This window comes from Ornithinimicrobium ciconiae (assembly GCF_007197575.1).
GTDB lineage: Bacteria > Actinomycetota > Actinomycetes > Actinomycetales > Dermatophilaceae > Ornithinicoccus > Ornithinicoccus ciconiae.
Genome location: NZ_CP041616.1, coordinates 3,242,297 through 3,254,587, shown reverse-complemented (window position 1 = coordinate 3,254,587; position 12,291 = coordinate 3,242,297). Strand labels below are relative to the sequence as shown.

The following is a 12,291-nucleotide window of genomic DNA, read 5'->3' as shown; positions in this document are numbered from 1 at the left end:
CAGTCCGAGGGTCGGGCGGCCGTTCCGCGTCGGCTAGGAGCCCGTCATAGACCCGCCGACACGCGCGCCATGCGCACGAGCAGCGCTGCCGACGGGGTGACCTTGCCGGTGCGATAGGTCGACAGCCGCGGCCGCGACGTGCCGATCGCCCGGGCGAACTGCTCCAGTGTCAGGCCGGAGGCACGCACCAGCTCGCGCACCTGCTCGGCGACCTGTGCGCGCTCAGCCTCCTCTGCTGCCGCGCGTGCTGCGGTGATCCGCCTCCGGAAGAGGCCGACGACACCCGGCTCTTCGGCATACTCCAGATAGTCCTCGACCTGGCGCGCCACGGGCCCCCACGGGTCTTGGCCGATCTCGCGGGTCAGCACGGCCCAGTCCCCGATGGTCCCTCGCTCGATCGCCGTCGTGATGGCCTCGTAGGGCCAGTCGCGCACCTCAGCGGGCACGTCGACGTTGCGGAATCGCACGGTCACAGGTCCCCCTCGGACAGCCGCAACAACTCGTCGGCGAGCGCGCGGCTAGCGCTGACGACCTCGGTCCAGTCCTGCCACCGCTGACTCAGGCCCTTGTATGCCGTCAGCTGGCTGATCACCCGGTGGTCCCGGGGGGCGGGCTCGGCGAGGCGCTGCACGAGGATCGTGAGGACGGAGTCAGCCTGCTCGGACCGGTCGAGGTAGTAGCTGTCAATCTGCTGAAGAACGGCACCGGCAGCCTCGAGGCCGAGCCGCTCAGTCAGTGCCACCACATCGAGATAGTCGCGGACCTGGTTGCGCTGGACCACGAGATAGGCCTTGACGCGCAGGATCTCCTCGAGAGTCGGGACGCGCAGCCTCCCGGCGTCCGGGATCTCGACCTCGGTCACCTCCAACGGTCGAGTTCGCCGCAGCTGTCGCAGGCCCGCCTCGATGCCGCCGAGTGAGCCCATGATCGTCCACGGCGGACGGCTGGCACGAGTGCTGGTCGCCCACCCCTCGGTCGCCTCGACGGCCTCGAGCACCTGCTCGTATCTCTCCTCGAGATCAGTGAGCACGTGGTCGTGGTCGAAGGAGTCACGGTGCCCGGCATAGAAGGCGGCCGCGCTCCCGCCAACCAGGACGGCCTCGGGCACGACCTCCTGCAGCCGCGCAGCAGACGCGAGCACTTGAGCCAGAAGCGGGGTCAGCGAACCCATGGGCAAAGTGTATCGGAAATGATACGTCTGATGGAACTGGACGATAGCTTAACCGCCACCACTGGGATCACCCTCCCCGAGTAGCGTGCGCACCATGGCCAGGTCAACCTCCGAGGCTGACCTGCTCGGGGGTGATCTCCCAGGTGTCGCGCACCGACGGGTCGTGCAGGGTCTGCTCACCCTTGCCGAAGTGCGCTGGTCGGGCCACGGCGACGAGCTTCTTGACGTCGGCTGGCCGGGCCGGCAGGCGGACCTCTCCGACGCCGTCCACCCCGAGCTGGAGGGCGGTGGCGGTGATCTGCACGGTGGCACTGTCGGACGTGGCCGCCCCGCTGTCGGTGAGCAATCGCGTCAAGCGGTCCCTTGCCGTCTGCGCCATCTGCACTCCTCCAGATCGTGGGCGGTCCTCGATCTGCGTGGAACGGTATCGAATCCCTGCGATGCTGACTGCAGCGTCCCCCGATCGAGCACCGGATGGAGACAGCCACGATGAGAGCCGCTGTGTATGACGAGTACGGGCTTCCGGACGTCGTGCGGGTCGAGGAGCTGCCCGAGCCGGAACCGGGGGAGGGGCAGGTCGTCGTGGAGGTGGCCGCCACCTCGATCAACCTGTCCGACTGGGAGTGCCTGCGCGGTCGGCCCCTCTATGCGCGGATCGGTGGGCTGCGCACTCCAGCGCAGCGGACGCTCGGCTCGGACATCGCCGGACGGGTGGCGGCGGTCGGTCTAGGCGTCACCGGGTTCGCCGTGGGCGACGAGGTCTATGGCGACAATCTGGCGCTCAAGGGCGGTTTCGCCGAGTTCGCCGTGGCGCCGGCGTCAGCCCTGGCCCACAAGCCCGAGGCGTTGAGCTTTGTCCAGGCCTCCGCGCTCCCTCAGGCGGCGGCGATCGCCACCCAGGGCACCACGCGTGTTCAGTCCGGACAGCGAGTGCTCATCAACGGCGCAGGTGGTGGCAGCGGGTCGTTCGCCATCCAACTCGCCAAACAGGCCGGGGCACACGTGACCGGTGTCGACAACGCCCGCAAACTGGACTTCATGCGCTCCCTCGGCGCCGACGAGGCGGTCGACTACGAGCAGGAGGACTTCAGCAGGCTCCCGTCCTTCGACCACGTGCTGGACCTCGTGGCGCACCGCTCGGTCTTCGCCTACCGGCGGGCGTTGGCCCCGCGAGGTCGCTATCGCTGCGTGGGCGGCTCGGTCCCCACGCTGCTGCGCGTGCTCACCGTCGGTGCCCTGGTCGGCGCCCTGTCCGGACGCAGCATCGGTGTGCTCGAAGTGAAGGAGGGGCCAGAGCACTTCCAGCCGCTCGCCGAGCAGTGTGCCGCTGGCGCGGTGCAGATCCACATCGACCGCACCTTCGGTCTCGACGACATCGCCGCAGCACTCACCCACGTCGGTGCGGGGCGCGCACTCGGCAAGGTCGTCGTCTGCCCCCGGTGAGGGCGGTGGCTCCGATGGCATCGGCGCGGGTCTTCAGTTGGTCGCGGACCGGCGGCGGAGGACGATCAGCACCACGAGCCCGCCGAGCAGGACGACCAGCCCGCCGCCGCCGAGCGTGGCCTGCTGCGGGGACATCAGGTAGGTGTCGACGTAGGTGACCCGCTGGAAAGGCTCGTTGTCGGCGGCCGAGGCGAAGCGGAAGTCGGAGACGATGCTGGCCTCGGGGTTGCCGAAGTACTGGTCGATGGCGGTGACGTAGGGCGCCCGCTCCAGCAGCGCCTGCAGGGCGGGGGAGTCGACGTGGGTTGGGTCGGGCTCGCCGGCGAAGATGAGCCGGGCCGAGGTGCCGTTCGCGGCCGTGTCGTCGGTCCGCTCCACCTTGTGCTCGGCCACGACGTAGGTCCTGGTGTCCTGTGGCCACGCGGCGGCCGACGACATCCGCATCGGATAGACGAACTCGTCGCTGTCGAAGCTCACGGTCAGCGGCGGCAGGTCGCCGTTGAGGGTCTTGCCCTCCAGAGTCAGTTTCACGGCAACGAAAGCCCAGCGCTCGTCGATGTAGGGCTCGATCACCTCGGCGAGGGCGTCCTTCATGACATAACCGTGCTCGTCGAGCCAGTCGGTGAGGGCCCCGGGGTCATCAGCCGTGAGGACGGTGGCCTCCAGCGGGCCCAGGTCGGTGACGCTGAGGACCTGCACCCGGCTGCCCTCGACGCTGCCCGGGGGCTCGGCACCGCCGGCCGCACTGTCGAGGTCGTCCCCGATGAGGTGGCGGCGCTCCTCGACGCGGGGCTGGCTGATCTCGGCGAGGTCGTCGAACATCTCCTCCTCGCCCAGCTCGACCTCGGCCGGGTTCGGCGTCGGCAGCAGCAGTCCAGCCTCGGTGGCGTTCCCCCGTGCGCCGAGCTGCAGGTGGATGGTCTGCCGGTCACCGTCGTGGTGCAGCACCACAACCTCGCGGTCGACCGACGTTCCGTTCCCGCCGTCGGGGGAGACCATGCCCCCGCACGCGCAGGCCATCGCCGACGGCGCCGACAGCGTGATCGCGGCAGCCGCCACCCCCGCTGCTGCCGCCCGTGCCCACCAGGTGCTCGTTCGTGTCCCCATGTCTGCCTCCCGTGCACAGGATATGGCGGTCAGACGCCGGTGGGCGCCACTCGGCTCCCTGGGGCGTGGACTACTTCTGCGACTCCCAGACGGTGCGACTGTCGCTGTTGAAGGAGAGGAAGTCATCCACGCGGATCCGGGGAGCATCGAGTGCCTCCACCGGCACATCGAAGCAGACGTCGAAGTCGGCCGTGCCGCCGGTGGTGAGCGTGGGGACATCCATCACGGAGTTGGGGGTGACGCCCCAGCAGCTGCTCGAGTCATAGATCCGGGCGTCTGAGCCGGCGAGCTCGACGTTCAGGTCGAGCCAGGGGTCACCCTCGTCGTCACCGGTGTAGGTGACCTCCATGGAGACCAGCACGTACTGCCCCTCCGGGTCGTCGTTGAACTCATTGGCCTGCTGCACCACATCGTTGGCGTCGAGCAGCACGTCGCTCACCGCGACCGTGTAGTCACCGACCTCTGCCTCCGTGCCGAGGGGAAGGGCATCAGCGCCTCCCGCGGCCGGGGGCGGTGTGTCGTCCTCAGGGTCCTCCGTCTGCGTGCCCTCCCGGGACGGGTCCCAGATCACCCGGGTGTCGGAGAACGAGAAGGACTCCTCGACCCGGACCCGGGGGTCCTCGAGTGCCTCCACCGGCACGTCGAAGCAGACGTCGAAGTCGGCCGTGCCGCCGGTGGTGAGCGTGGGGACATCCATCAGGGAGTTGGGGGTGACGGCCCAGCAGCTGCTCGAGTCATAGATCCGGGCGTCTGAGCCGGCGAGCTCGACGTTCAGGTCGAGCCAAGGATTGCCCTCATCGTCACCGGTGTAGGTGACCTCCATGGAGACCAGCACGTACTGCCCCTCCGGGTCGTCGTTGAACTCGTTGGCCTGCTGCACAACATCGTTGGCATCGAGCAGCACCTCCGTCACGGCGACCTTGTAGTCACCGACCTGCGCAGTGTCCCCCAGGCCCAGCTCACCCGAGACCTCCTCTGGAGCCTCCTCGTCCTCCGGCTCGTCTTCTGGGGCGTCGCCCTCAGCCTCGGCACCGGTCGTCTCCTCGTCAGAGACCTCCTCCACCTCGACCGTCGCCGTGGAATCCGATGTCTCCCCGTCGGTGGCTGCCTCGGCCCGGGCGTCGGGAGTCACCACCTCCGGGGCCTGCGACCCACAGGCCGAGAGCACGAGGACGGAAGTGGCGGCGACTGCGAGGAGCGAAGCGCGCATCGGGACACCTCTTTCGATCAAGGGGTCAGGTTTGCCGTGAGCAGGGGAAACCTTGACTTGGTGAAGGCATGCTAGTCCACCGCTGGGAGGTGTCGGCGGCACTGATAGCGCCTGCCCAACACCGCACATCGCACGGGTGAGCGCCCTTGACTGACCCCCCGCAGGAGAGCACGCGTGGACCCTCGTCTGCCAGGCAGGGCGTATGGTCAAGGTAGCGGGACCCTTCGGGTCTCCCAATAAAGGGGCTTCACATGTCCGACAAGTCACCACGCAACTCGCTGTCCAAGAAGTCCGGCAATTCCATCAAGGAAAAGCGGGCCGAGAAGAGGGCCAAGGAAACCGAGTCGACCGGGATCGAGACTGCGCTGCATGGCAAAAAGCGCTGAGCCCAGCCCGCTGCTCACCCTCGGAGTGATGGCTCACTCCCGCAAGGAGAACGAGCACCGTCTCCCGATCCACCCCGAGCACGTCCACCAGATCCCCGCGGAGCTGGCGGCCCAGATCTTTGTCGAGGAGGGCTACGGCCTGCCGTTCGGTGTCTCGGACGAGACGCTGGCCGGCGCTCTCGGCGGGGTCCGCACCCGCGCCGAGCTCATCGCCGAGTGCGACGTGATCCTGTTGCCCAAGGTGCAGGCCGAGGACCTCGCGGAGCTGCGCGACGGGCAGATCGTCTGGGGGTGGCCGCACTGTGTCCAGGACCAGGTGCTGACCCAGGAGGCGATCGACCGTCGGTTGACGCTCATCGCGTTCGAGGCGATGAACCACTGGGCTCGCGACGGCAGTTTCCTGCTCCACGTGTTCCACCTCAACAACGAGCTGGCCGGTTATAGCTCGGTGCTGCATGCTCTCGCCCTGGCGGGCACGACGGGCACCTACGGTCGCAAGTTGCGTGCGGTCGTGATCGGGTTTGGTGCGACGGCCCGTGGTGCGGTGACAGCCCTGAGCGCGCAGGGGATCGACGACGTCCGGGTGCTCACGGCCCGCAAGGTCGCCGCCGTCGCGTCACCAATCCACTCGGTGCAGATCGTGCACCTCGACCACGATGACGACGACCCGACGCAGACGCGGGTCGTGACGAACGAGGGCCGGATCCCGCTGTCGACCTATCTGGCCGACAACGACATCGTCGTCAACTGTGTCCTGCAGGACACGGCCGCGCCGTGGACGTTCCTGCACGAGCAGGACCTCGGCGCGTTCCGGCCGGGCAGCCTTATCGTCGACGTCTCGTGCGATGAGGGCATGGGGTTCAGCTGGGCCCGGCCGACCTCGTTCGAGGACCCGACGTTCGTCGTGGGCGACAACATCACCTACTACGCCGTCGACCACACACCGTCCTATCTCTGGCAGTCGGCAACGTGGGTCAACAGCGAGGCGCTGCTGCCGCACCTGCGCACCGTGCTGTCTGGGCCGCAGGGGTGGGCAGCCGAGACGACGATCGACCGGGCCATCGAGATCCAGGACGGCGTGATCCGCAACCCCGACATCCTCGCGTTCCAGGGCCGCGAAGCGGCCTACCCGCACACGGTCAGACCGCGCACCTAGATCGGGAGTCCAGTCGGTGACCTGCTCGAGCGGGTCCACTGCCGTGACCTCGATGACGCCCATGCCGGTGCGCATCATGGTGCCGTCTCGTCAGGGGCCTGCCGCCTGTCGCCTGTCGGCGAGCCATTCCCATCCGGCAGAAATGTTCCTGCGGGAGCAGGCGGCATACGACACCTTCTCCATGACCTTCGTCGCCGGCGCCTCGCCAGCCCCCGGTATCCTCGGCGAGACTCTGCCAACCCGGCTGACGGCATATCCCCGAAAGGTCCTCCATGGCACACCAGTGGCGCGGCGTCATCGCCGAGTATGCCGACCGACTGCCCGCGTCGATCACGGGCACCGTCGTCACGCTGCGCGAGGGCGGGACGCCCCTGATCCCGGCCGAGCACCTCTCGGAGCGGGTGGGCGCGCAGGTGCACCTGAAGTATGAGGGGCTCAATCCCACCGGCTCGTTCAAGGACCGCGGGATGACGGCCGCGATCTCCGAGGCGGCCGGGCGCGGCGCCAAGGCTGTGATCTGCGCGAGCACCGGCAACACGAGCGCGTCGGCGGCGGCCTACGCCGCCAAGGCCGGTATGACGTGCGGCGTGCTGGTCCCCGACGGCAAGATCGCGATGGGCAAGCTCTCGCAGGCGATCGCGCACGGTGCGACGCTGCTGCAGGTGGACGGCAACTTCGACGACTGCCTGACCCTGGCGCGCAAGCTGGCCGAGGCCTATCCGGTCGAGCTGGTCAACTCGGTCAACCCGGCGCGCATCGAGGGGCAGAAGACGGCCGCCTTCGAGGTGGTGGACGCACTCGGCGACGCCCCCGACATCCACTGCCTCCCGGTGGGCAATGCCGGCAACATCACCGCCTACTGGAAGGGCTATGGCGAGTATGCCGCCGACGGCTCGGCCTCCCACCGCCCGACGATGTGGGGCTTCCAGGCCGCCGGTGCCGCCCCGATCGTGCTGGGCCACCCGATCGACGAGCCGGAGACCATCGCGACGGCGATCCGGATCGGCAACCCGGCCAGCTGGGAGCAGGCCGAGGCCGCCCGCGATGAGTCCGGCGGCATCATCGACAAGGTCAGTGACGAGGAGATCCTGGTCGCGCACCGGCTGCTGTCCGCGCGGGAGGGCGTCTTTGTCGAGCCGGCCTCGGCTGCCTCGGTCGCGGGACTGCTGAAGATGGCCCAGGCCGGTCTGGTCCCGCTCGACTCGACCGTCGTGTGCACCGTCACCGGGCACGGGCTGAAGGACCCGCAGTGGGCGCTGCGCACGCTCGACGGCTCCGAGATCGAGCCGTCCCGTGTGTCGGTCGACGCGGTCACCGCAGCCCGAGCGCTGGGTCTCGACGACTGATGCTGGAGGCGGGAGACCGGGTCGCGGTCAGCGTCCCGGCGAGCTCAGCAAATCTCGGACCAGGCTTCGACGCCGTCGGCCTGGGGCTGGAGCTGCGCGATGCGTATGCCGTGCGCGTCACCTCCACTCCCGGTCTGGTCGTCCGGCTGGAGGGGGAGGGTGCCGACGAGCTGCCCACCGATGAGACCCATCTGGTCGCGCGGGCGCTGCGCACGGCGCTGGAGGTCTGCGGAGTCGACTGGCTTGAGGGCTTGGGCGAGCAGCGGCTGGGGTTGGAGCTGGAGTGCCGCAACACGATCCCCATGTCGGCCGGTCTGGGGTCGTCGGCGGCAGCGCTGGTGGGTGGGCTCGGGCTGGGCTTTGCGCTGGTCCGGGGTGGGCTGCTCACGGAGGATGACCTGTTGCTGGTCAACACCCACGCTGGCATCGCCGAGGGACACCCGGACAACTCCTCGGCCTCGGTGTATGGCGGGATGACCGTCTCGTGGATGCCCTCACCCACCACGGTCCGCACCGCGCAGCTCTGCGTGCACGAGGGCATCGAGCCGCTCGCGCTGCTGCCCGCCTCGACCCGGCTCTCCACGAGCACCGCCCGGGGGGTGCTGCCACCGGTGGTCTCCCGCGCCGACGCCATCGGGCAGGCCGCCAAGGCGGCGCTGCTGACCCACGCCATGACGACCGACCCCTCGCTGCTGCTGGACGCCACCGAGGATCGGCTCCACCAGGAGCAGCGACGTGGTGTCTATCCGGAGTCGATGGGTGTGGTCGATGAGCTGCGCTCACTCGGGCACGCCGCGGTGATCTCCGGTGCGGGTCCGGCTGTGCTGGTGCTCGCCCGCGCCGAGGTGGCTGACGCCGTCGTCACCGAGGTGCGCTCGTGGGGGAGGACCTGGCGGGTGCTGCGGCCTGGCGTTGCCGCCGAGGGCGTGCGGGTCGAGCGCTGACCTTCCAGCAGCGAGGGTCGAGCGCTGAGCTCGCCCGCGTGGCAGTGGCCTCCCGCAGCTTGACTGACCGCATGGTCAGTCGTAGCGTGGCATCCTGACTGAACAGTCAGTCAGTCATTGGCAGGAGGTGCGGCGTGGACTCATCCGAGCGGTCCGAACCGACGGAAAGCGACAGCCGTAGCGGTGCGGAGCGGATCATCGAGGCGGCCATCGACCTCTTCGGCCGGGGTGGCGAGCACGGCACCAGCCTGCGTGCGATCGCGCAGCAGGCCGGGGTCTCCCAGGCGCTGGTGGTGCACCACTTCGGCTCCAAGCAGGGACTGCTCAGGGCGTGCGACCATCACGTGGCGACGGTGACCAAGGCCAACAAGGAGACGACGTTGGCCGGCGGGCCGCAGCTGGACCCGTTCCAGACCTTGCGGCAGCTCGAGCGGAGCCAGCCCCTGCTGCGCTACCTGGCGCGGGCGCTGACGGAGGGCGGCGAGCGCACCCATGATCTTGTGGACGAGTTCGTGGCCGACGCTCAGGACTACATGCGGCACGCCGAGGAGGCCGGCTACGTCAAGCCCAGTGCCACACCCCGTGAACGGACCATCGTGCTGGTGATCTGGTCGATGGGTGCACTGGCCATGCACGAGCACGTCCGCCGCCTGCTCGGCGTTGACTTCCTGGCCGATGACGCGCCACCGGAGAGCCTTGGCCCCTATCTGCGTCCCCTGCTGGAGCTCTTCACGCAGGGGCTCATGCAGGAGGGGGCCTTCGACCAGATGGCCGAGATGTTCGAGGTGCCCGAGTCGATCGCTCACGGGTCCGCCCCAGACCATGAGCACCCAGAGCAGCAGCAGTCAGGCAGTGAAACCCCGAGCACACGAGCACAGAGAGGGAAGGGTGAGTCAGCGTGAGCGAGACATCGGTGATCTCCATCCAGGGCCTCGTCAAGACGTTCGGCAGCACGCGAGCGCTTGACGGACTGGACCTGCAGGTGGAGCAGGGCGAGGTGCACGGCTTCCTCGGGCCCAACGGCGCGGGCAAGTCGACCGCCATACGGGTCCTGCTGGGCCTGCTGCGCGGTGACGGCGGATCGGTCCGGCTCTTTGACGGCGACCCGTGGGAGGACGCGGTGCGACTGCACCGCCGACTGGCCTACGTGCCCGGTGACGTCGAGCTGTGGCCCAACCTGACCGGCGGCGAGGCGATCGACCTGCTGGCCCGGTTGCGGGGCAGTGCGGACCGCGGTCGTCGCGACGAGCTGTGTGAGCGCTTCGACCTGGACCCGACCAAGAAGGCCCGCACCTACTCCAAGGGCAACCGACAGAAGGTCGCACTGATCTCCGCGCTGACCTCTGACGTCGACCTGCTGCTGCTCGATGAGCCCACCGCGGGTCTCGACCCGCTCATGGAGGTCGTCTTCCAACAGACCATCCGCGAGGCCAAGGCCGCCGGGCGCACCGTGCTGCTGTCCAGCCACATCCTGGCGCAGGTCGAGGTGCTCGCCGACCGGATCTCGATCATCCGCCAGGGCAAGATCGTGGAGACCGGCTCCCTGGCAGGCCTGCGGCACATGACCCGCACGACGGTGGTCGTCGACACGGACCACCCCGCCGACGCGCTGGCTCGCCTCGACGGCGTGCACGAGCTGACGGTGCGCGAGGACGGTCAGGTCAGCTTCCAGGTCGACGGCGACCGCGTCAGCGAGCTGGTCCGGGCGATGGCACCGCTGGGCGTCCGGGCCCTGGTCGCGCATCCGCCCACCCTCGAGCAGCTCCTCATGCGACACTACGGCGACGAGCTGGAGGCGGCGTCGCCAGAGAAGGCCGGTGTGTCATGACGGCGCTGGATGCCGCACCCACGCGGGGACGGAGCGGCGCGCGCTCCATCGGTCCTGTGACGGGGACCGGCACACTGGTCCGGTTCCACCTGCGACGGGACCGGATCAAGCTCCCGGCCTGGGTGGGTGGGCTCGGGCTGTTCGTGATCTACATCGGCAGCGCCTTGCCCCAGATCGCGCCGACCGAGGACGACCTGGTCACCATCGTGCCGCTGTTCAACCAACCGGTGGGCCGGATGTTCACCAGCCCCGCCTTCGGGATGGACGCGCCCACCTACGACCGCTTCTTCGCGGCCGGTTATGCGCCCTACCTCTACGTCCTGGCGGCGCTGATGAGCATCATGCTGGTCACCCGACACACCCGGGCGGAGGAGCAGACCGGTCGCTCCGAGCTGGTCCGGGCCAATGTCACCGGACGGTATGCCGAGCTGGCCGCCGCCCTGATCGCCGCCCTGATCGCCAACGCCCTGGCCGCCGTCGTGGTGGCCGGACTGGCGATAGCCGTCGGCATCGCCCCCACCGGGTCGGTGCTGGTCGGGCTGGGCACCGGACTGACCGGGCTGGCCTTCGCCGGCGTCGCCGCGGTGACCGTGCAGCTCAGCGAGTACTCCCGAGCGGCCGCCGGGATGGCCGGCGCGGTGCTGGGCGCCAGTTTCGTGCTGCGGGCACTGGGCGACATGGCGGCGGTCGGCGGGACCGCCCTGTCCTGGGTGTCTCCGCTGGGCTGGCCAGCGCAGACCGCGCCCTTCGTGCACGACCGGTGGGCGCCGCTCCTGCTGTCCCTCGCACTGACGGCAGTGGCGGTGGCAGCGGCCTTCGTGCTGCAGGGGCGGCGCGACTTCGGCGCCAGCCTGATGGCCACCCGTCCGGGTCCGGCCGAGGCCACCCGGTCCCTGGGCACCCCGCTCGGACTCGCCGCCCGGCTGCAACGTGGCGGGTTCCTGGGCTGGGGCGTGGGGATCGTCCTGCTCGGCGTCGTGGACGGGGCGTTCACCCAGGCGCTGGTCGATGCCGGCGAGGACATGCCACCGGTCTTGCGGGAGGTGTTCGGGACCGAGGGCCTGGTCGACGGCTACGTCGCCTTCCTCGGGATCTTCGTCGCCGTGATGGTCGCCGCCTACACGGTCTTCGCGATGCAGACCTACCTGGCCGAGGAGGGGCGGGGCCGCCTCGACCTGGTGCTTGCCACCCCGGTGAGCCGGGCTGTCAGTCTGGCCACGCACGCCGTGGCCGTGGCGGTCGGGGCGGTCATCATCTCCCTGGTCACCGGGCTCCTCACCGGCGTCGCGGCCGCCGCAGTCACCGGCGACGGGACCCTCGTGGGTGCCATCCTGGCCTCGCACGCGGGTCACCTCCCGGGGATCCTGCTCGTGCTCGGCGTCTGTGTCGCCCTGTGTGGCTGGGCCCCCCGCCTCGTGGCGCCGGTGGGCTGGGCTCTGGTCGCGCTGGTCTTCGTGGCGCAGTTGTTCGGCGAGCTGCTGAACCTGCCCGCCTGGTTCGTGGGTCTCTCACCGTTCACCCACTTGGCGGAGATCCCCCTCGAGCCCTTTGCCCCAGTGGCCTTCCTGGTGATCACGGTCATCGCGGTGGCCTTCGCCGTGGTCGGGCTGGCCGGCATCCGGTCGCGGCAGATCAACGTCTCCCGCTGACCGGCAGGACCCGTGCCAGGACAGTCACTCGTCAACCATCCAGCCGCCAAC

The 12,291-nt window shown here is 69.5% G+C and carries 13 protein-coding genes; 8 read left to right on the top strand and 5 right to left on the bottom strand.

What is annotated here, in order from left to right; translation table 11 throughout:
- Nucleotides 1-44: 44 nt before the first annotated feature.
- The 3 genes from FNH13_RS15040 to FNH13_RS15030 all read right to left on the bottom strand — a co-directional run bounded on the left by FNH13_RS15040 (nucleotide 45) and on the right by FNH13_RS15030 (nucleotide 1,550).
- Nucleotides 45-473, bottom strand: coding sequence for a helix-turn-helix domain-containing protein (locus tag FNH13_RS15040; protein ID WP_143784171.1), 429 nt, complete (start codon nucleotides 471-473; stop codon nucleotides 45-47).
- A complete protein-coding gene (locus FNH13_RS15035; protein WP_165700142.1) occupies nucleotides 470-1,171 on the bottom strand; it encodes a hypothetical protein in 702 nt (233 codons plus the stop codon). The genes FNH13_RS15040 and FNH13_RS15035 overlap by 4 nt, the downstream gene beginning before the upstream one ends.
- 103 nt (nucleotides 1,172-1,274) lie before the next feature.
- Entirely contained in the window at nucleotides 1,275-1,550 is a 276-nt protein-coding gene (locus FNH13_RS15030) for a hypothetical protein (protein ID WP_143784170.1), read from the bottom strand.
- A 110-nt stretch (nucleotides 1,551-1,660) separates the two neighbouring features.
- Here FNH13_RS15030 and FNH13_RS15025 point away from each other — a divergent pair, with 110 nt between their 5' ends.
- Nucleotides 1,661-2,614: an NAD(P)-dependent alcohol dehydrogenase gene (locus FNH13_RS15025; protein ID WP_143784169.1), complete on the top strand. Its 954-nt coding sequence runs from the start codon at nucleotides 1,661-1,663 to the stop codon at nucleotides 2,612-2,614.
- 33 nt (nucleotides 2,615-2,647) lie between these two features.
- Here the strand turns inward: FNH13_RS15025 and FNH13_RS15020 are convergent, their stop codons facing one another.
- Nucleotides 2,648-3,721, bottom strand: a complete 1,074-nt coding sequence (locus tag FNH13_RS15020) for a DUF2330 domain-containing protein (protein ID WP_165700141.1) — start codon at nucleotides 3,719-3,721, stop codon at nucleotides 2,648-2,650.
- Nucleotides 3,722-3,791: 70 nt separating this feature from the next.
- Complete coding sequence (locus FNH13_RS15015; RefSeq protein WP_165700140.1) at nucleotides 3,792-4,931, bottom strand: DUF4352 domain-containing protein; 1,140 nt, start codon at nucleotides 4,929-4,931, stop codon at nucleotides 3,792-3,794.
- 251 nt (nucleotides 4,932-5,182) lie between these two features.
- Between FNH13_RS15015 and FNH13_RS19765 the strand changes: the two genes are divergently transcribed.
- The 7 genes from FNH13_RS19765 to FNH13_RS14985 all read left to right on the top strand — a co-directional run bounded on the left by FNH13_RS19765 (nucleotide 5,183) and on the right by FNH13_RS14985 (nucleotide 12,240).
- Nucleotides 5,183-5,317 carry a hypothetical protein gene (locus FNH13_RS19765; RefSeq protein WP_267873003.1) on the top strand — a complete coding sequence of 45 codons (135 nt, stop codon included), beginning with the start codon at nucleotides 5,183-5,185 and terminating at the stop codon, nucleotides 5,315-5,317.
- Nucleotides 5,301-6,473 (top strand): N(5)-(carboxyethyl)ornithine synthase, encoded by a 1,173-nt coding sequence (locus tag FNH13_RS15010; RefSeq protein ID WP_165700139.1) that lies wholly within the window; start codon nucleotides 5,301-5,303, stop codon nucleotides 6,471-6,473. The genes FNH13_RS19765 and FNH13_RS15010 overlap by 17 nt, the downstream gene beginning before the upstream one ends.
- 272 nt (nucleotides 6,474-6,745) lie before the next feature.
- A complete protein-coding gene (gene thrC / locus FNH13_RS15005) occupies nucleotides 6,746-7,819 on the top strand; it encodes a threonine synthase (protein ID WP_143784166.1) in 1,074 nt (357 codons plus the stop codon).
- Complete coding sequence (locus tag FNH13_RS15000) at nucleotides 7,819-8,763, top strand: homoserine kinase (RefSeq protein ID WP_143784165.1); 945 nt, start codon at nucleotides 7,819-7,821, stop codon at nucleotides 8,761-8,763. Before thrC ends, FNH13_RS15000 begins: the two co-directional genes overlap by 1 nt.
- Nucleotides 8,764-8,897: 134 nt before the next feature.
- Complete coding sequence (locus tag FNH13_RS14995; protein ID WP_165700138.1) at nucleotides 8,898-9,665, top strand: TetR family transcriptional regulator; 768 nt, start codon at nucleotides 8,898-8,900, stop codon at nucleotides 9,663-9,665.
- Nucleotides 9,662-10,591 carry an ABC transporter ATP-binding protein gene (locus tag FNH13_RS14990; protein ID WP_143784163.1) on the top strand — a complete coding sequence of 310 codons (930 nt, stop codon included), beginning with the start codon at nucleotides 9,662-9,664 and terminating at the stop codon, nucleotides 10,589-10,591. The genes FNH13_RS14995 and FNH13_RS14990 overlap by 4 nt, the downstream gene beginning before the upstream one ends.
- Nucleotides 10,588-12,240 (top strand): ABC transporter permease, encoded by a 1,653-nt coding sequence (locus FNH13_RS14985; protein WP_143784162.1) that lies wholly within the window; start codon nucleotides 10,588-10,590, stop codon nucleotides 12,238-12,240. Before FNH13_RS14990 ends, FNH13_RS14985 begins: the two co-directional genes overlap by 4 nt.
- Nucleotides 12,241-12,291 lie beyond the last annotated feature (51 nt).

Excerpts from the sequence above, each read along its gene's own strand:
- FNH13_RS15035 (WP_165700142.1), bottom strand. The coding sequence starts at position 1,171 with ATGGGTTCGCTGACCCCGCTTCTGGCTCAAGTGCTCGCGTCTGCTGCG.
- FNH13_RS15030 (WP_143784170.1), bottom strand. The coding sequence starts at position 1,550 with ATGGCGCAGACGGCAAGGGACCGCTTGACGCGATTGCTCACCGACAGC.
- FNH13_RS15025 (WP_143784169.1), top strand. The coding sequence starts at position 1,661 with ATGAGAGCCGCTGTGTATGACGAGTACGGGCTTCCGGACGTCGTGCGG.
- FNH13_RS15020 (WP_165700141.1), bottom strand. The coding sequence starts at position 3,721 with ATGGGGACACGAACGAGCACCTGGTGGGCACGGGCGGCAGCAGCGGGG.
- FNH13_RS15015 (WP_165700140.1), bottom strand. The coding sequence starts at position 4,931 with ATGCGCGCTTCGCTCCTCGCAGTCGCCGCCACTTCCGTCCTCGTGCTC.
- FNH13_RS19765 (WP_267873003.1), top strand. The coding sequence starts at position 5,183 with ATGTCCGACAAGTCACCACGCAACTCGCTGTCCAAGAAGTCCGGCAAT.
- FNH13_RS15010 (WP_165700139.1), top strand. The coding sequence starts at position 5,301 with ATGGCAAAAAGCGCTGAGCCCAGCCCGCTGCTCACCCTCGGAGTGATG.
- thrC (WP_143784166.1), top strand. The coding sequence starts at position 6,746 with ATGGCACACCAGTGGCGCGGCGTCATCGCCGAGTATGCCGACCGACTG.
- FNH13_RS15000 (WP_143784165.1), top strand. The coding sequence starts at position 7,819 with ATGCTGGAGGCGGGAGACCGGGTCGCGGTCAGCGTCCCGGCGAGCTCA.
- FNH13_RS14985 (WP_143784162.1), top strand. The coding sequence starts at position 10,588 with ATGACGGCGCTGGATGCCGCACCCACGCGGGGACGGAGCGGCGCGCGC.